Origin of the sequence: Pedobacter albus (assembly GCF_036324255.1) — a bacterium.
GTDB lineage: Bacteria > Bacteroidota > Bacteroidia > Sphingobacteriales > Sphingobacteriaceae > Pedobacter > Pedobacter albus.
Genome location: NZ_JAZDQT010000001.1, coordinates 119,222 through 145,290, shown reverse-complemented (window position 1 = coordinate 145,290; position 26,069 = coordinate 119,222). Strand labels below are relative to the sequence as shown.

Genomic DNA, 26,069 nt, shown 5'->3' with positions numbered 1-26,069 from the left:
CTTAGGCCATGGCCTCTTTGGGCACCCAAACGCTTACGCTGCCCGCATTGCACAGAAAAGTGGCATTTCCATTGTCGTCAATTGTAATTTCCTCTTGTCTTTTGTCCAAGGCATCTACAAAAACCCGACCCGCAAAAGCCTTGCCTACCTGCATTTCCTTAAAGCCTTCGTCGCCGTTGCACATGAGCACCGCCAAACCTGAGTTTTCGTGTTCGGCATCGCCGGTTCGGGTCCAGCCGATACAATTGGCATGGTTAAGGTAATCCTGCTGTTCGCCATAGGCCAAATCGCGCCTGATTTTTAGCAAAACTGGCAATTCGGCAACCGTAGCTAAATCGATATGTTGCGCTTTGTCTTCATAACTGGCGCCATACACATCGGTAAAGAACACACAGGGCGTACCTTGCACACGCAATAAAATCAGTGCATAAGCCAAGGGGCGAAACCAATAATCGACAAAGGATTCAAGCGCCTGCATCGGTTGCGAATCATGGTTATCCACAAAAGTAACGGCCAGTTCGGGCCTATTGCCTACCAAGGTATTCTCAAAAATACGGCTCATATCGTAATCCTTGCCTTCGGTAGAAGCCAGGTAAAGGTTATGGTGCAGCAACGAATCGAACAGCTGGGTGCGGCCACCGGTAATTTCGAGGTATTGATCGAGATCGCTTACATCTTGAATATCCCAGTTTTCGGCCACAAAGTAGAAATTTCGGACACATTCCTGCTCCATTTCGTCCATCCATTCGATCAGAAAATCGGGCGAGATGTGTTTAACGGCGTCCAGGCGGAAACCATCAACCTTGGTGTTTTCGTAATACCATTTGCCCCAATACTTAAGCTCTTCGCGTACGGCAGGATTCCTAAAATCGATATCGTCGAACATCAGGTAATCGTAATTGCCCAATTCGTTGGAGGGTACTTTTTCCCAGCCTTCGCCATAGCCATTTTCGATCATAAAAATCGCCGATTCTTTCAGGTCTTCGGCCCAATCTACGCCACTAAAGCATCGGTGATCCCAAATAAATTCGGAATATTGGCCTTTGCGCCCCGGAAAGGTAAACCGGGTCCAGGCCTCGATTTCGAACACATCAGAGGTAAATTCGTTCCTGTTTTCTTTGTTTACCCGTCTTACGCTCACCTTTTCAAGCTCATCGCCCCCGGCTTTATGGTTAAAGATGGTATCGGCAATGGCCTGCAAACCATGTTGGTGCAAAGCCTCGATGGCTTGTTGGTATTCTTGCTTCGTGCCATATTTGGTGGCCGTACTGTTTTTTTGGTCAAACTCGCCCAAATCGAACAAATCATAGGTATCGTAGCCTATAGAAAAAGTGCCATTCGTGCCCTTATAGGCAGGCGGAAGCCAAAGTCCTGTGATGCCCATGGTGGCCAAATTTTCAGCCTCTTTTTTTACTTTCGTCCACAAATTATCGGCTTCATTGTAGTACCAATGGAAATACTGGATCAGCGTTGGGTTTTGCATATTTTTAAAGGCTAAATAAGGGTAACAGGAAAGAGTGGCTTATGTTTTAAACGGTATACTATTTTAGCAATTTAAGGCTTGGCAAACAAGTATTTCGCCTTTCTTTACCATAATTAGACGGATGGCTTTTGCCAAAAAATACAATAAAATCCATCTTTTTTATCTACTTTTGCAGCCATTATGAGTATAAAAGCTAAAAGCCCTAAAGATTCGTTCACGATCATGAACGAGCTGGTATTACCCAACGACACCAACACCCTTAACAATTTAATGGGCGGACGTTTGTTGCATTGGATGGATATCGCGGCGGCTATTTCGGCACAAAAGCACTGCAACAGGATTGTGGTTACGGCTTCGGTTGACAATGTTTCCTTTAAACAGGCCATTAAACTGGGCGATGTAATTACCATTGAGGCCAAGGTTACCCGTTCGTTTAACACTTCGGTTGAGGTACGTTTAGACGTTTGGGCAGAAAACATCCCTTCTGGCAGCAGAGCGAAGTCGAACGAAGCTTATTATACTTTCGTAGCGGTTGATCAAAGTGGCAGAACCATCCCTGTGCCCGAGTTGAAACCAGAAACCAACGAAGAAATCGAATTGTTTAACGGGGCCTTGCGCCGCAGGCAATTGCGTTTAATCTTAGGCGGCAAAATGGAACCCAACGACGCTAGCGAACTCAAGGCCCTATTTTTTAAGGAATAAATCCTGACCATTTGGTCGGCTTAACAACGAAAACGGCATGACGACCTACACTACTTTGATTATTTTAAGCGGATTGGTAATCTTCTCCTATCTGTTTGATTTGGTAGCCAGCAAAACCAAGCTGCCTTCGGTTTTATTGCTCCTGCTGTTGGGCATCGGCCTACGCCTGCTGGTAGATAACCTGCACCTGCAAACCTTCAATTTCTTGCGCATTTTACCCACTTTGGGCACCGTAGGGCTGATTTTAATCGTTTTTGAGGGTTCTTTGGAACTTAAATACGACCGCGAGAAGAACAAAATCATCAAAGGTGCTTTTTTTTCGGCCTTTTTTATCCTTTTGGCTACCATTGCCTGCATTACCTTTATCATTTATCAAGTAACAGACAAGGAACTTTACCTCTGTTTGGTTAATGCCGTACCTTTTAGCGTCATCAGCTCGGCCATTGCCATTCCCTCTGTTGCCGGACTGGGCAAAAAGAGTAAGGAATTTATCATTTACGAAAGCTCTTTTTCGGATATTTTGGGCATTATCATTTTCAACTTTGCTGTTTCCAATCCCCATATTTCGGCCAGTTCTTTTGCCACTTTGGGCCTCGACATGGCCATCGTTATTATATTTTCGGTAATCGCCTGTATATTTTTGCTGTACCTGATGGGCAGGATTTCGCACCACATCAAGTTCTTCCTGATTATTTCCATCCTGATTTTGGTTTATGCCATCGGACAATCGCACCACCTTTCGTCACTGGTACTGATTTTGGCCTTTGGCCTCTTTTTAAACAACGCCGATACCATTAGACATGCCTGGTTCAGAACGGTGTTTTTGTACGAAAACCTGGCCAAGGACCTGTCCCAGTTGCATCAGCTTTCGGCCGAGAGTGCCTTTATTATCCGTACCTTCTTCTTCGTGATATTTGGCTTTACCATTAACATCTACGAACTGAACAACCAAAATGTACTGGTTAATGGCTTTCTGATTTTGCTGAGCATTTACGTCATCAGGTTTGTATATTTGTTGCTCTTTAGAAGGGAAAACGTGATGCCTGAAGGCTTTGTTACGCCTCGCGGACTAATCAGCATCTTGTTGTACTATAATTTGCCTGCCAGCATGAAACTGCCCGAAATTGGCACTTCTTTCTTATTTGTAGTGGTACTGGGCACCAGTTTGATCATGAGCATCGGCTTAATGACCAGCAAGAAAAAGATTTCGGAAATGCATTGATGATTGTTTTCGATTGCTCCATTGTTAAATTGTTAAACTGTTGGATTGTTCAATGGAGAGCTGCCAACTGAAAATTGCCAATTGAAAACTCCTTCCACTTTTTGAAAGGTAATCTGTCAATACACTATGCTCTATCGACTAAAGACTATGGACTATCGACTAAAGACTAAAGACTGCACTAGCTTCCCATTTCGAGAATCTTATCAAATTCTGTTGCTTTTAAAGGCATCACCGACAAACGACCCTGGCGCACCAAAGAAATGTCTTTAAGGCTTTCTTCTGCTTTGATCTGTTCCAGGCTCACTGGCTTAGCCAAACTTTGTACCGGCGCCAAATCGACTACCACCCAATTCGGATCGCTGGTGGTTGGGTCTTGATAGGCTTCTTTCACTACTTTGGCAATACCTACTACATTTTTGCCTTCGTTGCTGTGGTAAAAAAGCACCAAATCGCCTTCTCGCATGGCCCTGAGGTTATTGCGCGCCTGAAAATTGCGTACGCCATCCCAAAAGGTACGTCCGTCTTGGTTAAATTTCTCCCAACTGTATTTAAAAGGTTCCGATTTGACTAGCCAATATTGCATTATACTTGTTTTAAATGTGTTTTTATCGTTTAGCGAAAGTAAGGTAAGCTATCCTTTCGCACTGTGCCTACAAAAATAGCAAATGCAAGCACAGCTTTCACATATTTCTAAAATAGAAAAGCAATGCGTCTTTTACGAATTGCTTTTTCTGAATGGAGCATTTTTTACCTGACTAGCTAGAATTAATCTATTTTTGACAAAAAGATATCTACAGTTAAAAGCAACAAAACTAATTCTGATGCAAGTAGAAAACATTCTAGAAATTGGGATTGACAAATTAGAAAGACTTTACATCAAACCCGAAAAGCTATCTTTTGTCCTTATTTACAGAAGTGCTACCGAAGTTCATTGGGATAGCAATGGTCATTTTCTCTATTCGCCCAAACCTAGGGAATGGACGTATTTAGATTGATATCGACATATTCTCCATGTCATCGAAACTGAATGCGACGTCAAACTCAAAATAACAAATTCTACAAATTGGATCAACGTATCAAAACATTTAAAAGAAGAATTTATCAAATTTTGAAACGCCTTTAATTAACCACAAGACCTCTTGCCTATCCTAATTTTCGCCATGCTCAGGTGCCTTAGGCGGTTAAAATCACCTGTCATCTAGAATCTTTTCAAAAAATATTTGCGAAACCGATCGGTTGCATTTATATTTGCAACTGAACGGTTGCAAATTAAAGATATACCATGAGAAGAGATGTTTTTCAGGCCATTGCCGATCCTACCCGCCGCGCCATTATTGGGCTACTTGCCCTGCAGGCCATGACCCCCAATGCCATTGCCGAAAATTTCGACAGTACCCGGCAGGCCATATCCAAGCATATCAAAATATTAAACGAATGCCAGCTCATTGAACAAAAACAAAATGGGCGGGAAATCTATTATCATTTCAACCCTCAGAAAATGAAAGAAGTTGACCTTTGGATGGAGCAGTTCCGCAAACTTTGGGAAACGCGTTTCGAACAACTAGACAACTTATTGGAAAATTTAAAACCTAAAAAATCATGACAAAGAGAGAAGCTGTTTTTTCAAAAGACACCGAAAACAAAAAACTAACCGTAACCAGGTCGTTCGGCGCTCCCCTAGCTACCGTATGGAGGGCCTGGACCGAAAGCGAAATTCTGGACCAATGGTGGGCACCTAAGCCTTTCAAGGCCGAAACCAAAACCATGGACTGCAAAAGCGGCGGCCATTGGCTCTATTGCATGGTGGGTCCAGAAGGCGAACGCCATTGGTGCAAGGTTGATTACCACACCGTAAATCCAGAAAGCCACATCAACAGTTCGGCGGGTTTTTGCGATGAAAACGGTACGCCTAATCTTGAATTTCCAATCATGCACTGGGACAAGAATTTCAAGGCCGAAGGCGACGAAACCAAGGTTTACATCGAAATTACCTTCGACAAGGAAGAAGACATGAACACCATAATCGGCATGGGCTTTAAAGAAGGCTTTACCGCAGGCCTAGAGAACCTCGACGAATATTTGGCTTCGCATTAAACAAAACGATCTGCCCTCATACTTCGCCCCTTTTCTGTCACAGAATTGGGGCATTTTTTTATCGTAACAAATCAGGCTAAAAGATTTCTAAGAAATAGACGTTGTCTTCATACCAAAGCTACTAAACGCATGAAAAAAACACTACTTACCTCCTTACTCGGGCTCATCGGCTTAACGGCTTTCGCCCAAATCAAAAACACTTCTTTCGATGAGAAAAAGGAAAATGCCAAATGGCCAGAAAGCTGGGCTATCAAAGAAATACCCGGTTCAACCGTTCAAATAGACGATAACATTAAATTTTCGGGCAGTTCTTCGTTAAAAATCAGCACCAACGAAGGCGTAGAACCTAGCAAATTTGCGTCTTTTTCGCAAACCATCCCACTCAACCTCGACAAAACCTCAAGGGCAACCATCAGCGTTTATCTCAAGACCGAAAACCTGATGGGCAGCGCGGCCATTTGGTGCCAGGTTTGGGACGACAAGAACAAAAGCGTTGGCTTTGTGAACCTCGGAAGCCAAAACGAACCTGTAAAAGGAACCAACGACTGGAAAAAATATTCGATGACCCTGATCTTAGACAGAACGGCTAAAAGGCTAGTCCTAGGAGGCTATTCGATGGGGGCCGGATCAACTTGGTTTGACGACATTGCGTTTGAAAGCGCCCAAGCCAATAGCAAGCCTGCCAGCAAAGAAGTGAAAAACTATATTGCGGTAGTTAATGCCATTATTAAAGATAACTCTATTTATACGGATTCGCTCAACTGGGGGGCCATCAATGCCGATATCGAAGAGTTGGGCAAAGGCCTGGAAACCACTGCCGATGCACAGATGCTGACCAATTTTATGTTGCAAAAATTACGGGCAGCCGGCGATAACCATTCTTTTTTTCAGCCCAAAGTAGCAGCACAGCAATATGCAAGCGGCAACACCAGTCAGCAAAAACCTACCTTTAAATTGCTCGACAATCATATTGGTTACATTATGGTGCCCAGCTATGGTTCTACCGATACCGAAACAGGCAAGGCTTTTGCCAACGAGATACAGGGCTTTATCAAAAAACTGGATACTGAAAATACTATCAAAGGCTGGATTGTTGACCTGCGCCCGAACACCGGCGGCAACATGCACCCCATGATTGCAGGCCTGGGCCCAATTATAGGCCGAGGAACCTTGGGCTACTTTGTTAAAGGCAAAAGTAAAACCCCATGGTACTATACCAAAGAAGGCGAAGGCGCCGGCAAAGGCATTACCGTGAAGATAGATCAGCCTTACGAGCTCAAAAACCCCAACAGCAAGGTAGCCGTGCTCATTGGGCCAAGGACCAGCAGCAGCGGCGAAATGACCACTGTTTCGTTTATCGGAAAAAAGAATGCCAAATTGTTTGGCGAGCAAAGCGGAGGCTATACCACAGCCAATACGGGCTATCCGCTTCCAGACGGCTCCTTTTTGTACCTGGCCAGTTCGTATGTTGCCGATCGCAATATGAAAAAGTACATCGGCAAAATTACACCTGATGTTGTTGTAAAGCCTGTTGCTGGAGAAGATACCGTCTTAAAAACAGCTGAAACCTGGGTTTTAGACAGCAATCCTTAAAACACCAAAACAGAAAATCCCCATCCTGATTGTATTAGGATGGGGATTTTTTATGGATTAAAAAACGCTTAGTCTTTTTTGCTGTCGAGCGCCGCTTCGATGCGGTCTGACAAATCCTGCAAATGGTATTTGCTTAAGGTATCGCCTTGCGAACCTGCTGCCGATTTGATGGTTTTATCCAAATCGCGTAATTGGCCTTTAACCACCGATACCACATCGCTTTGCGAAGCCGATAAACCAGTTGGAATATTGCCTCCCCTGCCGGTTAAAACGGCATTAACCGCTGTTGGAGCAGGCGCAGCTGGCTTAACAATGGCAATGAGCTTATCAACATAGGCTTTTTGCAGGTTGCGACGGTATACATCGATCGTAGCGTTTGATTTCAGCTCGGTGAAGATCGAGTTGTTCAAATCGCCAAACAAATCGGTAATTTTGTAAGCCGTGGCTCCATCCGTAGCTTCGGCCGCTACCAGTTTGCTCAAGGTATTGCTGCTCAACAAACGGCTCAAGGTAGAGCCTTGCAATCTCGAAACAACCTCTAATGGATTTTGGTCAATGTTATCCAAAATTGATTGGGTTAACATCCATTTTGGCGTTACAAACAATTGCCTGTTCAAGAAATCCATGGCCTCTTTTTGCGTGGCTGCAGGTACGCGTTCGTAAATTGAGCCCGCTTGCTCAACGGTTTTCGGATTTTCGTAAATACCGCCCACATTTTTGGCTACGTGGCCCATGTAGCGGCCAAATTGTGTAGTTAACTGGCCATACATGTTGGCCAAATTCTCGTAGCCCTCGTTAGGCTCTTTGGTCCAGGCAGGCAATTGGGGCAAGATTACTTTCAGGTTTTTGATACCATAATCACTGGCTTTCATGGCGTTGTCGCCCAAATCTTCGTTTTGCGAATGCGGATCATCTGGATTAGACTCGGTACCGAACCACAAACGTCTGTTTTTAGCCGATTCGATCACCATTTTATTCAAGGTAGCCGTTTCATCGCCTGCGCCTTTTCCATCCAGGTATTTGTAACCCCACTCGATGGCCCATTTGTCGTAATCGCCAATACGCGGATACAAACCTTTCGAGGTGATGTTGTCTTCAGGTTGCGCCACATAGTTGAAACGGGCATAGTCCATGATAGAAGGCGTGTGGCCGTTTTCTTCTACCCATTTTTTGTTGCGCAGGTTTTCTACCGGCACGGTTGAACTTGAACCATAGTTGTGCAGCAAGCCCAAGGTATGGCCTACTTCGTGCGAAGAAACGAAACGGATCAAATCGCCCATCAGTTCGTCGCTAAAAGTAACTTTGCGCGCCCTCGGATCAACCGCAGCCGTTTGGATCATATACCAATCGTGCACCAGCTTCATGACGTTGTGGTACCAGTTGATATGGCTTTCCATGATTTCGCCGCTGCGTGGATCGGAAATGCTCGGACCGCTGGCATTGGCAATTTCTGAAGGCTTATAAACAATGGCCGAATGGCGTGCATCGTCTATGCTCCAAGTCGAATCCTGCTCTTTGGTTGGCGCCATTTTGCCTACGATGGCATTTTTGAAGCCGGCTTTCTCAAAAGCTTTTTGCCAATCGTTGATACCGGCAATGAGGTAAGGAACCCATTTTTTTGGCGTAGCCGGATCGATGTAATACACAATCTGTTTAGCCGGTTCAACCAATTCGCCACGTTTGTATTTGGCCAAATCCTGAGGTTTTGGTTCCAACCTCCAACGTTTGATCAAATCGATTTCCTTCACTCCTTGCGGATTGAGGTCGAAATCGGTATAACCCACGGTAAAGTAGCCTACACGCGGATCGGCGTAACGGGCTTTCATCGGTACCTTAGGCAAAATTACCATCGAAGTATTGAGTTCTATGGTTGCAGATCCTGTTGAGCCACCGGCACCGCCAGCAGCAGCAGGCGCACCGCCACCAAAACCACTTGTAGTTGCCGCCGATAAGCTGTAGGTTTTAACCGTACTGATTTCTACGTTTGTTGGGAAACTGCGGATGTTTTGGATATAGCTGCGATCGGCCAATTGACTACCCAACCTGAAACGGGTTTTGGCCATTGGCGAGCTGAAATAGAAAATATCGTTGTCGCTGTTGATGTAATCGGTCACATCAATCACACTGCCGTTTTTGTCGGGCGAGTAGGCCGCCACGTTAAAAGAAGCCGCAATAGGCTGAATGCTCGAGTTTTTCAGGTTCTGGTACATGGCCGTTGTACTATCCGGACTGTACGTTTTGAAACTGATTTTGCGCATAAAAATGCGGTTGTTAGGCCCCTTGTCGAAACGGATTACCGTACTGCCGATCACATCGCCGGCATAGCCCTGCGCCGCACGAACTTCGGTACCCGATTTTGAAATGCGGCTTACCACCAAAATGTCCCTGCCCAAAGTGGTATCGGCAATTTCAAAATAGTATTTGTCTTCAATTTTGTGGGTGGTAATCATCCCCTTTCGGGTAAGTGCCTTATCGGTAATCACCTGGTTATAAGGTTTAGGCTGTGCCCTTACGCCCGATCCCAAGGCAGCGCCTGGTGCCCTACGGGTAGTATCGGCTGCGCCACCGCCTTGTGGCCTTACTTGTGCCTGGGTCAGGGTAATAGCGCCCACTGCCAGTAAAATGGTTAGTAAATTTCTTTTCATGTAATAATAAGTTAATTGACAAGTAAATATAAATGACCCAAGGGCCAATTATATCGCCATGCCAATAACTTTGTAGTTACAATGTCTAGAAATATTTAGGCGAAAATCACCCGTTGGGATTTGACTTTGAGGGTGATTAATTGTTCAATTGCTTAATGGTTGGATTGTCCAATTGTTAAATTGTGGGATTGCTGGATTGTTAATCTGTAAAGCATATAGACTACAGACTGTTGACTATGGACTATAGACCATGGACTATAGACTTACCCCTCAAACTCCGGATTTTCGATCAAGCCTATTACATTGCCAAATGGATCGTAAATGCTGCCTACCCAAATCGGGCCACCCACATTTTTAGGCGCTTCGTGTACCTTAACACCTAAAGTTTCTATCTTTTCGAAGGTTGCCTTGATATCGTCTACCCCCCAATAGGTAATGGATTGATTGCCGTTTTGGTAGCTCGAAGGATCTGGATCGAGGCCGAGTTCGAAACCACCAACGTTATAGCCTACGTAGAAAGGCTCATCAAAATAAGGCGTGATGCCAAAAATCTGTTGGTACCATTCTTTGGCTTTTTCTAAATCGTTAACGTGATAAACGATAGTGCGAAGTCCTTTTAGCATGGGGATAATTGAATGAGTGAATGATTAAATGAGTGAATTAGAGAATGGGTGAGTTTTGAATGAACCAATTTCCAGTTGGCAGTTCTCAGCTAGCAATTTAACAATAACCAATCAGCCAATGAACTAATGAACCAATAAACTAGTGTATCATCTTAAACAACATTTCTTTTAACAGTTCGCCGTCGGTCGTATTTCCGGTGCTATCTAAACCCTTGCTTTTTAAATCGTAGGTACGGAGTATGCTGATGATGTCGAAAGTTTTTCCGATGCTGAATGTCCGGGCAGCCGTTTCATAATCTTTCACAAAATACGGATTTACGCCCAGTTCTTTGGCCGCATCGTTTTTATTGGGCAGGTAATGGTATTTGAGGATTTTGGTAAAATAAGCACTCAAATTGGCCATCACCATCACCATGGGATTGGCTTTGGGATTATCGGCAAAATAGTTCACAATCTGATTGCATTTGAGCACGTTGCGCGTGGCCAACGCCTTTTGCAATTCGAATACATTGTACTCTTTGCTGATGCCAATATTACGTTGGATATCGTCTGTTTGTATCGTGGCGTCTTTGCTGATGTTCAAACAAAGCTTCTCTACTTCGTTGGCAATTTTAGATAAATCGGTGCCCAGGTATTCGGCCATTAGCGCAGCCGCTTGAGGAGCAATTTTGTAGCCTTTTTCCTTGATATGGTCTTCAATCCAAGGCATTAATTTGTAATCGCGAACCGGGTCCGACTGAAAAACCACGCCGTTATTGGCAATAGCCTTGTAAATTTTTTTGCGCTTGTCGAAATTGGCATACTTGTAGGCTAATACCAAAATAGTGCTCGGCAGGGGCTTCTCAAAATAATTGAGCGCTACTTCGGCCTCCTTGCTGCTGCCTTCGGTTTCTTTGGCCCATTTCAGGTCTTGCGCTTCCTTCACCATAATGAGCTGGTATTCGGCCATCATCGGGTAGCGTTTGGCTGCATTTAAAATGGTGGCCATATCGGTGTCTTTGCCATAAAGTACCGTTTGGTTAAAGCCTTTCTCGCCATCGCTCAGCACATGTTTTTCCATGTAATCAAGCACTTGGTCAATGTAATAGGGTTCTTCGCCCTGCAACAGGTACAATGGCCTGAATTTTCTGGCCTTTAAGTCTTTTAGGATATCAACCGCGCTCATTGCCGTAAAATTACGATTTAAATTAGATTTGAGGTAGTATATTTGTCGGTGAGATTTGAGTATTGCGTATTGAGATGTGAGATATGGGAATTGAGAACTGTTAACTGAGAATTGAAAACTTCCAACCGGAAACCGAGAACTGAAAAATGCCCTTTAACCCTACGCCCCTTAATTTGCCACCCCACCCTTTTAAGATTACGCAAAAAGAGGATACCTATTTTATTTTCGACGAAATCCGCAAAAAGCATTTGGTGTTAACGCCCGAAGAATGGGTAAGGCAACATTTCATCCGTTTTCTGGTGAAGGAAAAGGGCTTCCCTACCGCATTGCTCCAAATTGAAGGAGGCCTCAGTCTTAACCAAACGCGTAAAAGAAGCGATATTTTAGTTTACAACACTGCTGGCGAAAAACTGATGGTTATCGAATGCAAAGCACCATCGGTGGCCATTACACAGGCTACTTTCGATCAAGCGGCACGCTACAACTCGGTTTATAAAGCACCTTGGCTGGTGGTAACCAACGGTCTGCAGCATTACCATGCACAAATAGACCATAGCAACGGCCGTTTTTTGTTTGTGGCCGAGCTACCCAATTATCAAGCACTGTAAACAGCCTCTATTAATCGTATTCCTTTTTCCAAAGCTGGCGCTGCCCCGAATATATGGCTTCGTTGCACATGGACACACAAATAGCGGCCTTGGTGCCTGTATCGATGTTTGAAACGGGCATATTGCCTGCTGTTACCGATTCGTAAAAAGCTTTCAAGGCATAATTGGTTCCGTCTATGGTAGGCTTGTCTAAAATAGGGATCCCACCGTCGGCATTGGGTGCAATTTTGGTAGCGCTGGTTACGCCATCTACAATGCCCAGTTCTTTGGCCAAAGCCTTTTCGGGATAAAACACACCCGTGTTGGTGAGCAGAGAAACCGTGCCTTTAGTACCTTTGATTTTAAACAGGTAGCCATCGTGCGCGTTGCCACAAGTAGCCCCAAAATTACCGATCATGCCTGCCTCCTTGTACCTTAAAACGGCCTGAACGTTATCATAAGTTTCACGACCATCTTTAAAGACGTCAATCCCTCCGGTTCCCAAAATTTCGCTGGGCTGTGTTTCGAATGCCCAATTGATAAAATCGATTTGGTGCGAAAGCAGTTCGGCAGGCAGTCCGCCAGAGTATTCCTTGTACATGCGCCAGTTGATCTGCCTTTCTAAACTCGGATCGGGCACTGCCCTGCGCCAATTGCCGTTTCTGTCCCAACGACAATCTATCTGCGAAACCTTGCCGATATAGCCGCTCTGGATCATTTCTTTTACCTTAAAATACAGGGGCGAATAGCGATATTGGTAGCCCACCTGAAATACCTGTTTGGGGTATTGCTTAACCAGTTTCCTCAATTCGAGTGCCTGACTAGCATTGTAGGTCATGGTTTTCTCTACATATACGTGCTTACCTGCCAGCACGGCATCTTTTGCAATTTTAAAATGCTGGTTTAAGGGCACCGCAATAAATACGGCTTGGATATTTTTATTGTCGAGAATTTGCTGGTAGTCTTTTACCGCCTCGGCCGATGCCGGCACATAAGGCTTGGTTTCGGCCAACCTAAAATCGAGCACATCGCAATAAGCACTTATTTTAAAGAGCTCGGGCATAGCTTTGATAACCGAAAGCACGCCTTTGCCCCGATCTCCACAGCCAATCATGGCCATGGAAATAGGTTCGGCCACCAAGTTGGCCATCAAACGATCAGACAGCAACAAACCCGAGCCCAACAGGGCCGATTTTTGAATAAAAGTACGACGGCGCATTACAAAGTCTTGATTTTGACGCTTCTAAAACTCACCCGATTTCCATGATCCTGCAACAAGAGATGCCCTTTAGGCGCTTCGCCAAAATCTTTCCAAACCTTATACTTACTCAAGGCTACCAGTTTCCTGAATTCTTCAGATCCCCTGGTGTATTCCAATACTTTTACGCCATTCAGGTAATGTTCTACCTTGTTGTTCGGGTAAACCACTACCCTGCCACTGTTCCAAGCGCCGATTGGATGCAGGAAACGGGCTTCTTTTTTAGCGGTAATTAAATCGTACAGCGAAGCCAATGTTCTGTTGCCATCCCTGCCTAATTTGGCATCCGGATGCTTCTCATCGTCTAACACCTGATACTCGAGGCCTATGGCCGATCCGGTATTTTTTTCAGACAGGGTAACGAAGTATTTTACGCCACTATTGGCACCTTCAGACAATTTGAAATCGAATGAAAGATCGAAGGCCGAAAACTCCTCTTTGGTCACGATATCGCCACCATTGGTTGATTCTGCACCATCGGATGGCAATACCGTTAGCTCGCCATTGGCAATGCTCCAGCCTTTTGCCGGGAATGCAGTTTTATAGGCTCCAACCCAACCTGCATTGGTCTTACCATCAAACAACAACTTATAACCATTGGCTTTTTCGTAGGCAGACAGGCTATTGGGTGTAAAATTAACGGTATAAATCCCCTTTGGAAAGGCCTCTGGCTTGAGGTTTTCGGTTTGGATGCGAATGTTCTTGAAATACACCTTTTTGCCATCCAGTTTGAGGTTGTTGCCAATGCCATGCACCTGCAAGCCGATAAATCCGGTTTTATCAACCGTATCGATCACATAAGCCACCGGAATACCGTTTACCCAGGTTTTGGTTTCGTTGCCGATACATTCGATTTTATAATGGTTAAATTCCTCTACTTTGTAAGCCGATTTGGCTTTCGGGTTAAGTTCTAACGGATAAAGCCACTGCCTGCGGGCTTCGTCGTAAATACCGCCGGTCCAAGCTCTCGCCGACGGGTCTATTTCAACCTGCCTTCCATACACCATGCCTTTGCCTTGGTTGCCGGCAGGGTTAAAATGACTACGTGTTTGGATGCCCGAGTTGGTTTCGGTACCTTCCAGTTTCACATCCAGCTCTAAAATAAAATTGCCATATTCTTTTTCGGTTACCAAGAAAGAGTTGGGCGAACCTTTGGCCATCGTGCCTACAATCATGCCGTTTTCTATGGCATAAGGCGCCGAGCCCACAATGGGTTTCCAGCCATTTAGGGTTTTGCCATCAAACAAAGGGGTAGATTTCTGTGCTTGTACAGCCGTGGTTAGGCCAAGCAGGGAAAGTGCTAAGGTAATCGTGTTCAGCTTCATCATATTGGGGTTATCAATGATAGGTAGATATTTGGATTTAGTATTTGAAAATCTTGCCGTTGGCCATTACTTCCTGTTTTTGCTCGTCGAAAGTGGCTTTTGCACCGGTATGTACCGCTGCATTGGTCATGATATTGGCTATGGAATGGTAGTAACCTGCTTCAACCGGCGCATTTGGCGTTTTTCGGCTGCGTATGCATTCCATCCAGTTGCGCATGTGGCCCGAAGTTAAAGGATCGCCACCCATGCTAGCACCGGTAGCTGTCTTGATCTCAGTTTTAGAAAGGTCGAAATTGCCTAATAAATTGGCTTTCATACCCATAGCCGCGGCTTCCTTCTCGCCCAAGCCTCCTTTTGGCGAAACTTTATTGGTGATGAGGTTGAGCTCTCCACCGTTCGAATAATACACTTCGCCTACATCGCCTACGCTGTTTTGCATCCTCGAGGTAAAGGTAACCTGAAAGCCATCGCTAGTATCGGGCTTGCCATAATCGAATACAGCCACCATGGTATCCCAGTTTTTGCGACCGTCTTTCCAAGTGTAGATGCCACCGTTGGCCACTACGCTACGCGGATGATGCAGTTGCGTAAACCAGTGCACCGTATCAATTTGGTGCGACATCCATTGGCCAGGCATACCCGACGAGTAAGGCCAGAACAAACGGTATTCCAAATATTTACGAGGGTCCCAGGTATCGGCCGGACGGTTGAGCAAAAAGCGTTTCCAATCGATGTCTTCTTGTTTGAGTTTGGCTACCAGGGCAGGTCTGCGCCAACGCCCAGGCTGGTTCACATTCCATACCAAATCTACGGCTGTAATGGCTCCAAATTTACCCTGTTGGATATAATCCGCTGCGTTTTTATAATTTTCGCCACTGCGGCGCTGCGAACCGATCTGTACAATTTTATTGCTGGCTTTTACCGCCTTCAAGGCCGCTTTAGCATCGTCCATGGTTTCGGCAAAGGGCTTTTCTACATAGGCATCGCAACCGGCTTTTACGGCTTCTATGGTATGCAGGGCATGCTGAAAATCGGCCGTGCTGATAATGACCGCATCCAAGTCTTTCATGGCATACAGTTCATCGTTGTTGCGACAGCTTTTGATATCGCTTCCCGTTTTTTCTTTGATAAAGGCGGTACCCAGATCCCTGCGGTAAGCCCAAAGATCGGAAAGACCAACCAGGTCAAAATTCAGTTCTTTGTAGTGGTTTTGAAAACAGGGAAAAAGCGTTTCCCTAAATCGATCCGAAAACCCGACTGCACCTACACGAACCCGATCGTTGGCGCCTATAATGCGGTTATAGCTTTTTGCGCTTGTACTGAGCGTACCGGCATAAGTAGCGGCTGCAAGCAATGCTGATTGCTTGATAAATGTTCTTCTAGTGTTATCCATCTCAGAACGCTTAATGAATGAGTGAAAAGTTGATGTTAGACAGATTAAACGTTTTAACCTAACCAATAATAAGATTTTTCATTCAGAATTAATAGCCTGAGCAATGATATTTTAATTACAATAAAGGTCAAAGGCTAAAGCTAAAAGACTAAAGGCATTATTTAACCTATACGATAAAAGCTACAGATGAACAGATTTGACAGTCCTAGATTTTCAAAACTAATCTGTCAATCTGTGGCTAAAACAATACTCAAATCTGAATTGGTGAAGAACACCAACTGATGCGCGGTAATAAGACCAAAGGCCAAAGCTAAAAGACTAAAGGAATTGTTAATCTGTGGAAGGAAAACCACTAACGAACAGATTTGACACCCTGGATTTCCAAAACTAATCTGTCAATCTGTGGCTAAAACAATACTCAAATCCGAATTGGTGAAGAACACCAACTGATGCGTGGGTAAAAGACCAAAGGCTAAAGCTAAAAGACTAAAGGAATTGTTAACTTATAAAAGTAACTGACGAACAGGCTTAACACCCTGGCTTTCCAAAACTAATCTGTCAATCTGTGGCAAAAACCTGTTGTAAACTACAATGGCTTTACCGCCGTAATAGAGAAAGTGTATTTACCAACGTCATAACCTTTAAAGTCGGCTACATTCACAAACTTTACATCGGCTCTTTTGCCTTGTTTATACAAGTTGCCGGTAAGCGTATAATTCTTGTCGATTGCTACGGTTTTTACGATATCATCGGGCATAATACCGTTTATTTGAAGCTGGATGTAATTTAACAGCGAGCCTTTAGGCCTGGCGTTGTCATTATAACCCACAAAAGTGGCCAGCTTAAAGGTTTGTCCGCTTACCAACGTATCGGTTAAGCTTTTGAGCTTTAAGGGCATGTCCTTCAAAAACTCCGGCTCGTTGCTCAAGTTTATGGCCCAATGCTTAAACTTATCGGTAGTGGCGTCCTGGGTAGCCTGGTCTTTGGTCCAATCTGGATTTTCGGCAATAAATTCGTTTACTTTTTGCTCAATAAAAATAGTAGAGCTATTGGTGTTCTCTGTTGCTTTTTTGTTGGAACAAGCAGCCAAAACGGCTACCAAAAGCATAATTGCTAGTTTCTTCATGTCTTATCTTTTTGAGTTGATAATGATTTTAACCAATGTAGGATCGTAAATCTTAAAAGCCGTTTGGTCAGATTGAACCAAGTTTGGCGTCAGTACCGCATCTACCTCTTTAGGGTGCGATTTCATCGGAGGCAAGGCAAAAACTCCCCTCACACAAGGAATCTGCGCCATCAGGTTGCCCCCGTCAAAGCTCATTAAAGTACCAGCATTTTTGCCCGCAAAGCCAATCAGCATTACCGGTTTGCCATTCAGTTTATTAAACAACGATAGCGAACTGCCCAATTTAATGCCATTCTGCAACACATAAGTGGTGCCAGGTTTATCGATAATAATATTCTGAATGGTTTGATAGGGAGGTTTGCTTTCCTGCCAATTGATGGTAAGCTCTCCGGCCGTACCTTTCCAAACTTTGGTAACAAAAGCATGCTGAAACACACCGTTAACCATCATAGAATCGAGTTCTACATTCGCTTTGCCGGCCTTGCGTTCAATCGTTTCGTAGGTATCGTCAAAAGTAATCTTCCCTACCCCATCGCAACTTACCAAAATGGCATTCGGGTTTGGCTTCAGACTCGTCTCGCTACCCGAAACTGGAGGAGGCGGTGTTGCTACATCTTCCGTAATCGTAGTGTCCAACAGCAACGTATCGACCTTTTCTGGCTGTTTCTGGTTACTTTGGCAGGCCACAAAACACAAAGCCAAACCTGCAAGACCTAATTTTATTTTTTTCATACTAAGCCTCCATAGCCGCTAGGCTCTCGGTAATGATTGCAATTTTAGATTCGGCATCGGCTTTTTTATTGCGTTCATTGGCAATGATTTCAGGTTTTGCATTTTGTACAAAACGCTCGTTGCTCAACTTGGCGTCAACCGATTTCAGGAAGCCCTGCAGGTATTCCAATTCTTTGGTTAAGCGCTCTTTTTCTGCTTCGGCATCTACATTGCCACCTAGGCTGATGAAGAATTCGTCGTTGCCCACCATAAAGCTGGCCGCACCTGCAACCTTATCATTAACCAACTCGATTTGCTCGATATTGGCCAATTTAAAGATGATGTTTTCCCAAGCCTTATAATCGAGGCCAGAATTAACTTTAATAGCCAATGGCAAAGCTTCTTTTGGCGAAATCTGGCGCTTATTCCTTACATTTCTGATTTCTGAAACCAGTCCTTTAACCAATTCGGCTTCTTTAAGCAAAATCTCGTTAACCTGTCCAATAACCGGATAATCGGCTACGATGCAACAATCCATTTCGGCGCGCTCGCCAAACAGCTCGTCGTGGTACAACTCTTCCGTTAAGAAAGGCATAAAAGGATGCAACAATCTTAAAATCTGCTCAAAATACTGGATGGTTATTTTTTTTGTTTCCGCATCAACCGGATGTTGGTACTGAGGCTTGATCATTTCCAAATACCAGGCACAGAAATCGTCCCATACCAATTTATAGGTTGCCATTAAGGCTTCTGATAAACGATACTGTTTAAAGTTCGATTCGATTTCGGCCAAAGCTTCGCTAAAACGGCTTTCGAACCAAGCAATAGCTTTTTGATTTGGATTGGCCAAAGTTTCGTCAACTTCCCAGCCTTTTACCAAGCGGAAGGCATTCCAGATTTTATTGGCAAAGTTACGGCCTTGTTCGCAGTAAGCTTCGTCAAACATCAAATCGTTACCAGCCGGCGAAGACATCAGCATGCCTACCCTTACGCCATCGGCACCGTATTTTTCGATCAGTCCAATCGGATCGGGTGAATTGCCCAACGATTTAGACATTTTTCTGCCCAATTTATCGCGAACAATGCCGGTTAAATAAACATTGGTAAATGGTTTTTTGCCAGTAAATTCACGTCCAGCCATAATCATACGGGCCACCCAGAAGAACAAAATCTCCGGCGCAGTTACCAAATCGTTGGTTGGATAGTAATAGTTGAAATCTTTGTTCTGAGGATCTTTAAAACCATCAAAAACCGTAATCGGCCATAACCACGACGAAAACCAGGTGTCAACCACGTCTTCGTCCTGTGTAATAAACTCTTCAGCTTGTTTCCTAAAGCCTGCCTTCGATTCCTCAGACCACTCGCGACGCTCAGGTACGCGATTGATCAACTCTTCAATAGCCTCTGCCTTTGTTTTGGCTACAACCGGCTCTTCATGCTGGAAATACCAAGCCGGAATGCGTTGTCCCCACCACAATTGGCGACTAATACACCAATCTTTCACGTTTTCCATCCAGTGGCGATAGGTGTTGATGAATTTTTCTGGAATCAGCTTTACTTCGCCATTCAGCACATCTTCCAAGGCTGGTTTGGCCAGCTGGTCCATTTTACTGAACCATTGCAGCGAAAGTTTGGGCTCGATAACCGCATCGGTACGCTCAGAAAAACCTACCTGCGATTTATAGTCTTCCACTTTCTCCAAATGCCCGCTTTCTTCAAGCACTTTGGCAATTTTTTTACGGGCCACGAAACGATCTTCGCCAATCAGGATTTCAGCCTTATCGTTTAAAGTACCATCATCGTTCAAGATATCGATAACCGGAAGCTTGTGTTTTACGCCCAGTTCATAATCGTTCAAATCGTGCGCAGGCGTAACTTTTAGGCAGCCTGTACCAAATTCCATGGTCACATATTCGTCTTGTATAATCGGAATTTCGCGATTGATCAAAGGCACAAAAACCTTTTTGCCATGCAAATGCGTATAGCGCTCGTCGTTAGGGTTGATACAGATCGCACTATCGGCCATGATGGTTTCCGGACGCGTTGTGGCGATGGTCAGAAAGGCTGAAGGCTCGCCTTCACTTTTTACCTCATATTTGATATAATACAGCTTCTGGTTAACCTCTTTGCGGATAACCTCTTCGTCGGAAACGGCAGTTTTGCCTGTCGGATCCCAGTTTACCATGCGTACGCCACGGTAGATATTGCCTTTTTTGTACAAATGGATAAAACTGTCGATTACTGCTTCAGACAAATCCTCTTCCATGGTAAAACGGGTCCTGTCCCAATCGCAGCTGGCACCCAGTTTTTTGAGCTGATCCAAAATAATGCCCCCGTATTTCTCTTTCCATTCCCAAGCGTATTTCAAGAATTCCTCGCGGCTCAGGTCTTTTTTGCTGATGCCCCTTTCTTTAAGCATGGCTACCACCTTTGCTTCGGTGGCAATAGAAGCATGGTCGGTTCCAGCTACCCAGCAAGCGTTTTTGCCCTGCATACGGGCCTTGCGGATCAGTACATCCTGAATGGTGTTGTTGAGCATGTGGCCCATGTGCAATACGCCGGTTACGTTTGGTGGCGGAATAACGATGGTATAAGGTTCACGTTCATCGGGTGTTGAATGAAAAAACTTTTTGTCTAGCCAATAGCTGTACCATTTGTCTTCTGCGGCCGTAGGGTCGTATTTTGTGGAAATGCTCATGTATATTTGTGTCGATTAAACTACAAAAATACGATTTTGGCAGGAATTTTTAAAGCAGAAAAGCGAGAGAAACACTTGCAAAGTTCTAAAAACTTCGCAAGTGTTATTCGAACAATTTTGTAGCTTAGTACAACTAAAAGCTCAACATGAAACTTGATCGACTAACCCCTTTCCTCTATACCAACCAATTTGCATCAACTATCGAATTTTACACCCAAACGCTCGGTTTTACCTGCCTAACTGACGAGCCCACTTTTTGGGCCTGTTTGCAAAAAGACGAAGTGCAAATCTTTGTAAGTCTGCCCAATGAACATATCGGTTTTGAAAAAGCTGTTTTTACGGGTTCTTTTTATTTCAATACGCCTAACGTGGATGAAATTTGGGAACAGCTTAAAGACCAGGTCAATGTTTGCTACCCGTTAGAAGATTTCGATTATGGCATGCGCGAGTTTGCCATTTACGACAATAACGGCTACCTTTTGCAATTTGGACAGGATTTGCCTACAAATCAGTAAATACTTCGTCGAGGTTGAGGCCAAAGCCCGGCAAAACGCTCGAAGTTACAAACTCGCCTAAAGTATAGATTTTTGAAGGCTGGTAATGGCCATTGACTAAACTGTAGATTAAAACGGTTTGATCGCTTTGGCTTACCACCCAATATTCTTTTACGCCAAACTCTTGGTAAATTTGGTATTTGTACAACAGTTCTTTTTTGTTGTTGCCCGGCGAAAGGATTTCGATAACGAGATCAGGAGCGCCGATACAGCCCTTATCATCGAGCTTGGATTTATCACAAACCACGCAGATATCGGGTTGCAATACGGTATAAATAGCCTCGTTGGCCTTGCTCTCTTTGGGAAAACGGACATCGAAAGGAGCCGCATAAGCTTTGCAGGGCTGATTTTTTAAGAAATTGGCGATAGGAAGAAACAGGTTTCTCGAAATTTCCTGATGCAGGCGCGATGGCGCAGGGCTCATCTTAAAGACTTTGCCCTTAATCAGTTCTACGCGATCATCAAAAAGCCAGTTGAGGTAATGGGCATAGCTATAGGTTAGCGACAGGTCAATATCATTGAACTGCCACACCTTTTCGTTATCATCGGGGGTTTTATATTTAACATGCTCGCTCACAAACCAAATTTACTAAAATAAATAGCAAATTCAAAATTTCATCCTTTGAATTCTCACTGCATTTAAAATCGCTAGAAATGCTACGCCAACATCGGCAAAAACAGCCTCCCACATGGTTGCAAGGCCACCGGCGCCCAAAACAAGCACCACCGCTTTGACCGCAAAGGCCAATCCAATGTTCTGGTAAACCACACGCTTGGTCGCTTTGCCAATTTTAATAGCCGTCACAATCCGGCTCGGCTGGTCGTTTTGGATCACCACATCGGCCGTTTCAATAGCTGCATCGCTACCCATGGCCCCCATGGCCATACCCACATCGCTAAGTGCCAGTACGGGTGCATCGTTAATGCCATCGCCCACAAAGGCCACTTGGTTTGCCGGGTCTTTTTTGATTTCTTCCAACCTGCTTACCTTATCTTCGGGCAACAAATCGCCATAGGCCAGGTCGATACCCAATTCTTTAGCCAGTTTCTGCGTGATGGCCGTTTTATCGCCACTTAACATCACCACTTGCTTAATCCCGTTGGCATGCAGCTCGTCAACTGCCTGCTTAGCATCGGCTTTTACTTCGTCGGCAATAATGGCGTAACCCGCATACTTGCCATCCACAGCCAACAGCACAATGGTTTCTACCTGTTCGTTGATAAAATCAGGATAATCGATATTGAGTTTTTTGAGCAGCTTGGCATTGCCTGCACCTACCTGTTGCTGATCGATAAGCGCTGTTAAACCATGGCCCGCAATTTCTTTCACTTCGGTTACAGCCAACAGCTGCTTATCGCCATAATGGCTTACAATGGCTTTGGCAATGGGATGGGTAGACTGCGATTCTAAAGAAGCCAACAAGGCCATAAACCTAGCTTCGTCAATTTCGGCCTTTACTTCTTTTACCTTGAATACGCCTTGGGTTAACGTGCCGGTTTTGTCCATCACCACCACGTTAAGCTGGGTAATTACATCGAGAAAATTAGAACCCTTAAACAGGATACCGTTGGCAGAAGCTGCGCCAATGCCACCAAAATAGCCCAAAGGGATAGAAATAACCAAGGCACAAGGGCATGAAATCACCAAAAACACCAGCGCCCGGTACAACCAGGTCTGAAAATCGTAGTTGGCCACGATGAAATAAGGCAAAGCCACCAATGCTACCGCCAAAAAGAAAACGATGGGCGTGTACACACGGGCAAACTTGCGGATGAACAATTCTGTTTTGGCTTTGCGCGAAGTGGCGTTCTGCACCATCTCCAAAATACGCGACAGGGCGCTATCGGCAAACTTCTTGGTTACTTTTAGCGTAACCACCTGATCGAGATTGAGCATACCTGCCAGCACCGCTTCGCCTTTGCGAATGGTTCTTGGCGTACTTTCTCCCGTTAGGGCAGCCGTATTGAAGCTGGCGCTATCGCTCAGCAATTCGCCATCCAGCGGAGCTTTTTCGCCCACTTTGAGCTGTATGGTTTCGCCTATGGCTACAGTATCGGGCTTTACGGTTTCGAATTTGCCGCTGCGTTGTACGTTGGCCAGATCGGGTCTTACATCGAGCAGGGCTTTGATGTTTCGCTTGGCCTTATCGACCGCAGCACCCTGAAACAATTCGCCGATGGTATAAAACAGCATTACAGCTACGGCTTCAGGGTATTCGCCCAAGGCCAAAGCGCCAATGGTGGCCAGCGACATCAATAAAAACTCGGTAAAAATATCGCCCTTGGCTATCGTAAGTACGGCTTCCTTAATCACCGAAAGGGCCACAATGGCATAAGCCAGCAAATACCAGCCCGTACGCAAGTAACCCGTAAAAAAAACCAGTTTAAAATGATCGAAGGCAATGGCGCTCAATAGCAGCACCAAACTTAAGATAGCCGGCAAATAGGTTTTAATGGATGAAGCATCGCCATGGTCGTGGTCGTGCCCATCATCGTGGCTGTGCGTTTGCTCATGGCTGCAGCAGCCGTCTGTATGTGGAGGATGTTCGTGTTTTTCCATTTCTAATTTAGAATTATTCAAAATTACATATTAAATCACTAAAAAGTGGCTTTTTCATCACTGATTTTTAGCGCCATACAATAAAAGATGTTAAAATATGTTAAATAAATATAAAAGCTAAAACAATGAAATCGTTCAGATTAACAATATTTAATATTGACATTTTCCGCAAAATTGGCTTAAGCAAAATCTATTACTGGTTCAACAAGTAATATTTCTATTATCATGCCTTAGTTTATTGGGTAATTCTTAATTTTCATCTTTAATTATATCCCATAAAGTATGAAAATTCAATTGAAAAGTTATTTTGCGGCGGCGGGTATCCTGGCGGGCAGTTTTGTGGCTTCGGCGCAGAACGCACCCAAAAAATACATCGACCCTGCAAATATGGATCTGAGTGTGAAGCCGGGCGACGATTTTTATCAGTATGCCAGCGGAACCTGGATCAAAAACAACCCTGTTCCGGCCAAAGAAACACGTTGGGGATCTTTTAACGAACTCCGCGAATTTAATGCCCAAGCGGTAAGAGGCTTGGTAGAAGCGGCAGCGGCCGACAAAAATGCACATGCAGGTTCGGTAACCAAACGCGTTGGCGATTTCTACGCAGCCGCCATGGACAGTGTGACCATCGAAAAACTGGGCTATACGCCGATCAAAGCCGATCTTGAAAAAATCAAACAAGTAAAAGACGTACAGGGGCTTTTAGACCAAATTGCCTATATGCGCACTTCGGGTGTTGGCGGTGGCATGTTTGGTTTTGGGGTTGGCCAAGACCGAAAAAACGTAACCAAATACCTGGTTAACGTTTCGCAGGGCGGTACTACTTTAAGCGATCGCGATTACTATTTAAAAGATGATCCACAAAGCCAAAAAATCAGGGCAGCCTACCATACTTACATGGTGAAGCTGTTCAGTTTGGTTGGCAATACCGAGGCTGTGGCGACACAAAAAGCCGAAACTGTTTTCAAACTGGAAAAGGCATTGGCCGAAATCCAGATGAGTCGCATCGAAATGCGCGACCAATACAAAACCTATAACAAGCTGACCGTTGCCGAATTCAACAAAATCACGCCAAACATCAACTGGACAACCTTGATGCCTAAGCTTAAGGTAAATGGCCAGGATACGGTATTGGTTAACTCGCTTTCTTTCTTCAAAAACCTGAACGGCATGCTAACTTCGGTTCCGTTGGCCGATTGGAAAACCTATTTGGAATGGAACGTATTAAAAGGCGCAGCCAATAACCTGAGCTCGCCTTTTGTAAAAGCCAGCTTTGCCTTTACCCAGGCACAAACCGGACAAAAAGTACAAACCCCACGCTGGCAACGCATGTCGGCCCTAACCGATGGCACCATTGGCGAATTGTTAGGCCAATTGTACGTGGCCAAATATTTCAAGCCAGATGCAAAAGTGCGCATGGACCAAATGATTGTAAACCTGCGCAAGGCTTTCGAAATCAGGATCAACAACTTGGATTGGATGAGCGATGCCACCAAGAAAAAAGCTTTAGAAAAACTCCATGCCTTTACGCCTAAAGTGGGTTACACCACCAAATGGCAAACCTATGATGGCTTGGTGATCAACAGGGGCACCTATTTCCAAAACCTGCGCAATGCGGGTGCATGGGGCTACAATGAAATGGTAAACCGTTTGGGCAAACCAGTTGATCGTACCCGTTTTGGCATGACGCCTCCAACGGTAAATGCTTCATACAGTCCAACCATGAACGAAATCGTGTTCCCTGCCGGAATTTTGCAGTTCCCGTTCTTCGACCCAAATGCCGATGACGCGGTGAATTATGGCGGTATTGGTGCGGTAATCGGACATGAAATGAGCCACGGGTTTGACGATACCGGAAGCCAGTACGATGGATCAGGAAACCTTAAAAACTGGTGGACCGACGAAGACCGTGCAAAATTCAATGCCAAAACCAAAGCTTTGGGCGATCAGTTCAGCGCTTACACGGTGGTTGATACCATTCACGTTTTGGGCAAATTGACCATGGGCGAAAACATTGGCGATTTAGGTGGCTTAAATGCGGCCTATACCGCCTTCAAAATGACCAAACAAGGCCAAAGCAACGAAAAAATCGATGGTTTTACCCCTGATCAGCGTTTCTTCTTATCGTGGGCCCAGGTTTGGAGAGGCAATATTTTGCCAGAAGCGGCCGCCCAATTGATCAAAACCGACCCGCACTCGCCGGGCCCGTACAGAACCATTGGCGCTCCTGTAAACATGGATGCCTGGTACGATGCTTTTGGTGTGAAACCTGGAGATAAACTCTATAAAAAACCAGAAGATAGAATAAGACTCTGGTAAAACATTAAACA

At 44.8% G+C, this 26,069-nt stretch carries 22 protein-coding genes; 9 read left to right on the top strand and 13 right to left on the bottom strand.

What is annotated here, in order from left to right; all coding sequences use genetic code 11:
* Nucleotide 1 precedes the first annotated feature (1 nt).
* Nucleotides 2-1,483 carry an alpha-amylase gene (locus VRU48_RS00580; RefSeq protein WP_330105991.1) on the bottom strand — a complete coding sequence of 494 codons (1,482 nt, stop codon included), beginning with the start codon at nt 1,481-1,483 and terminating at the stop codon, nt 2-4.
* 180 nt (nt 1,484-1,663) lie between these two features.
* On the opposite strand from VRU48_RS00580, the gene VRU48_RS00575 reads away from it, so the two are divergent.
* Complete coding sequence (locus VRU48_RS00575; RefSeq protein WP_199136593.1) at nt 1,664-2,185, top strand: acyl-CoA thioesterase; 522 nt, start codon at nt 1,664-1,666, stop codon at nt 2,183-2,185.
* Between the two features lie 37 nt (nt 2,186-2,222).
* Nucleotides 2,223-3,407 carry a cation:proton antiporter gene (locus VRU48_RS00570; RefSeq protein WP_330105990.1) on the top strand — a complete coding sequence of 395 codons (1,185 nt, stop codon included), beginning with the start codon at nt 2,223-2,225 and terminating at the stop codon, nt 3,405-3,407.
* A gap of 178 nt (nt 3,408-3,585) precedes the next feature.
* On the opposite strand, the gene VRU48_RS00565 is transcribed toward VRU48_RS00570, so the two are convergent.
* Nucleotides 3,586-3,990: an EVE domain-containing protein gene (locus VRU48_RS00565; RefSeq protein ID WP_330105989.1), complete on the bottom strand. Its 405-nt coding sequence runs from the start codon at nt 3,988-3,990 to the stop codon at nt 3,586-3,588.
* A gap of 238 nt (nt 3,991-4,228) precedes the next feature.
* Here VRU48_RS00565 and VRU48_RS19620 point away from each other — a divergent pair, with 238 nt between their 5' ends.
* From VRU48_RS19620 to VRU48_RS00550, 4 genes are all read left to right on the top strand, one after another.
* On the top strand, nt 4,229-4,402 hold the full coding sequence (locus tag VRU48_RS19620) for a hypothetical protein (RefSeq protein WP_431311605.1): 174 nt from the start codon (nt 4,229-4,231) through the stop codon (nt 4,400-4,402).
* 287 nt (nt 4,403-4,689) lie between these two features.
* Nucleotides 4,690-5,010, top strand: coding sequence for an ArsR/SmtB family transcription factor (locus tag VRU48_RS00560; RefSeq protein WP_330105988.1), 321 nt, complete (start codon nt 4,690-4,692; stop codon nt 5,008-5,010).
* The gene (locus VRU48_RS00555; protein ID WP_330105987.1) at nt 5,007-5,501 is read left to right on the top strand and encodes an SRPBCC family protein; all 495 of its coding nucleotides are present in this window, start codon (nt 5,007-5,009) and stop codon (nt 5,499-5,501) included. The genes VRU48_RS00560 and VRU48_RS00555 overlap by 4 nt, the downstream gene beginning before the upstream one ends.
* 129 nt (nt 5,502-5,630) lie before the next feature.
* Complete coding sequence (locus tag VRU48_RS00550) at nt 5,631-7,094, top strand: S41 family peptidase (RefSeq protein ID WP_330105986.1); 1,464 nt, start codon at nt 5,631-5,633, stop codon at nt 7,092-7,094.
* 68 nt (nt 7,095-7,162) lie between these two features.
* On the opposite strand, the gene VRU48_RS00545 is transcribed toward VRU48_RS00550, so the two are convergent.
* The 3 genes from VRU48_RS00545 to holA form a co-directional block, all read right to left on the bottom strand.
* Nucleotides 7,163-9,739 carry a zinc-dependent metalloprotease gene (locus VRU48_RS00545; protein WP_330105985.1) on the bottom strand — a complete coding sequence of 859 codons (2,577 nt, stop codon included), beginning with the start codon at nt 9,737-9,739 and terminating at the stop codon, nt 7,163-7,165.
* A gap of 263 nt (nt 9,740-10,002) precedes the next feature.
* Nucleotides 10,003-10,362, bottom strand: a complete 360-nt coding sequence (locus tag VRU48_RS00540) for a VOC family protein (RefSeq protein ID WP_330105984.1) — start codon at nt 10,360-10,362, stop codon at nt 10,003-10,005.
* A gap of 139 nt (nt 10,363-10,501) precedes the next feature.
* Nucleotides 10,502-11,527 carry a DNA polymerase III subunit delta gene (gene holA, locus VRU48_RS00535; RefSeq protein ID WP_330105983.1) on the bottom strand — a complete coding sequence of 342 codons (1,026 nt, stop codon included), beginning with the start codon at nt 11,525-11,527 and terminating at the stop codon, nt 10,502-10,504.
* Nucleotides 11,528-11,673: 146 nt separating this feature from the next.
* On the opposite strand from holA, the gene VRU48_RS00530 reads away from it, so the two are divergent.
* On the top strand, nt 11,674-12,135 hold the full coding sequence (locus tag VRU48_RS00530) for a type I restriction enzyme HsdR N-terminal domain-containing protein (RefSeq protein ID WP_330105982.1): 462 nt from the start codon (nt 11,674-11,676) through the stop codon (nt 12,133-12,135).
* A 10-nt stretch (nt 12,136-12,145) separates the two neighbouring features.
* On the opposite strand, the gene VRU48_RS00525 is transcribed toward VRU48_RS00530, so the two are convergent.
* From VRU48_RS00525 to VRU48_RS00500, 6 genes are all read right to left on the bottom strand, one after another.
* On the bottom strand, nt 12,146-13,333 hold the full coding sequence (locus tag VRU48_RS00525) for a Gfo/Idh/MocA family protein (RefSeq protein ID WP_330105981.1): 1,188 nt from the start codon (nt 13,331-13,333) through the stop codon (nt 12,146-12,148).
* Entirely contained in the window at nt 13,333-14,697 is a 1,365-nt protein-coding gene (locus VRU48_RS00520; protein ID WP_431311627.1) for a 3-keto-disaccharide hydrolase, read from the bottom strand. Before VRU48_RS00520 ends, VRU48_RS00525 begins: the two co-directional genes overlap by 1 nt.
* A 37-nt stretch (nt 14,698-14,734) precedes the next feature.
* Nucleotides 14,735-16,090: a Gfo/Idh/MocA family protein gene (locus VRU48_RS00515; RefSeq protein WP_330105979.1), complete on the bottom strand. Its 1,356-nt coding sequence runs from the start codon at nt 16,088-16,090 to the stop codon at nt 14,735-14,737.
* A gap of 586 nt (nt 16,091-16,676) precedes the next feature.
* The gene (locus tag VRU48_RS00510; RefSeq protein WP_330105978.1) at nt 16,677-17,216 is read right to left on the bottom strand and encodes a hypothetical protein; all 540 of its coding nucleotides are present in this window, start codon (nt 17,214-17,216) and stop codon (nt 16,677-16,679) included.
* 3 nt (nt 17,217-17,219) lie between these two features.
* Nucleotides 17,220-17,948 carry a hypothetical protein gene (locus tag VRU48_RS00505; protein ID WP_330105977.1) on the bottom strand — a complete coding sequence of 243 codons (729 nt, stop codon included), beginning with the start codon at nt 17,946-17,948 and terminating at the stop codon, nt 17,220-17,222.
* Between the two features lies 1 nt (nt 17,949).
* Nucleotides 17,950-20,625: a valine--tRNA ligase gene (locus VRU48_RS00500; protein ID WP_330105976.1), complete on the bottom strand. Its 2,676-nt coding sequence runs from the start codon at nt 20,623-20,625 to the stop codon at nt 17,950-17,952.
* Nucleotides 20,626-20,771: 146 nt separating this feature from the next.
* Between VRU48_RS00500 and VRU48_RS00495 the strand changes: the two genes are divergently transcribed.
* Entirely contained in the window at nt 20,772-21,140 is a 369-nt protein-coding gene (locus VRU48_RS00495; RefSeq protein ID WP_330105975.1) for a VOC family protein, read from the top strand.
* Here the strand turns inward: VRU48_RS00495 and VRU48_RS00490 are convergent.
* Together VRU48_RS00490 and VRU48_RS00485 are read right to left on the bottom strand one after the other, a co-directional pair.
* On the bottom strand, nt 21,127-21,756 hold the full coding sequence (locus tag VRU48_RS00490) for a Uma2 family endonuclease (RefSeq protein ID WP_330105974.1): 630 nt from the start codon (nt 21,754-21,756) through the stop codon (nt 21,127-21,129). The genes VRU48_RS00495 and VRU48_RS00490 overlap by 14 nt on opposite strands.
* 30 nt (nt 21,757-21,786) lie before the next feature.
* On the bottom strand, nt 21,787-23,739 hold the full coding sequence (locus VRU48_RS00485) for a heavy metal translocating P-type ATPase (RefSeq protein WP_330105973.1): 1,953 nt from the start codon (nt 23,737-23,739) through the stop codon (nt 21,787-21,789).
* A gap of 282 nt (nt 23,740-24,021) precedes the next feature.
* On the opposite strand from VRU48_RS00485, the gene VRU48_RS00480 reads away from it, so the two are divergent.
* Nucleotides 24,022-26,058: a M13 family metallopeptidase gene (locus VRU48_RS00480; protein WP_330105972.1), complete on the top strand. Its 2,037-nt coding sequence runs from the start codon at nt 24,022-24,024 to the stop codon at nt 26,056-26,058.
* The last annotated feature ends 11 nt before the right edge of the window (nt 26,059-26,069 follow it).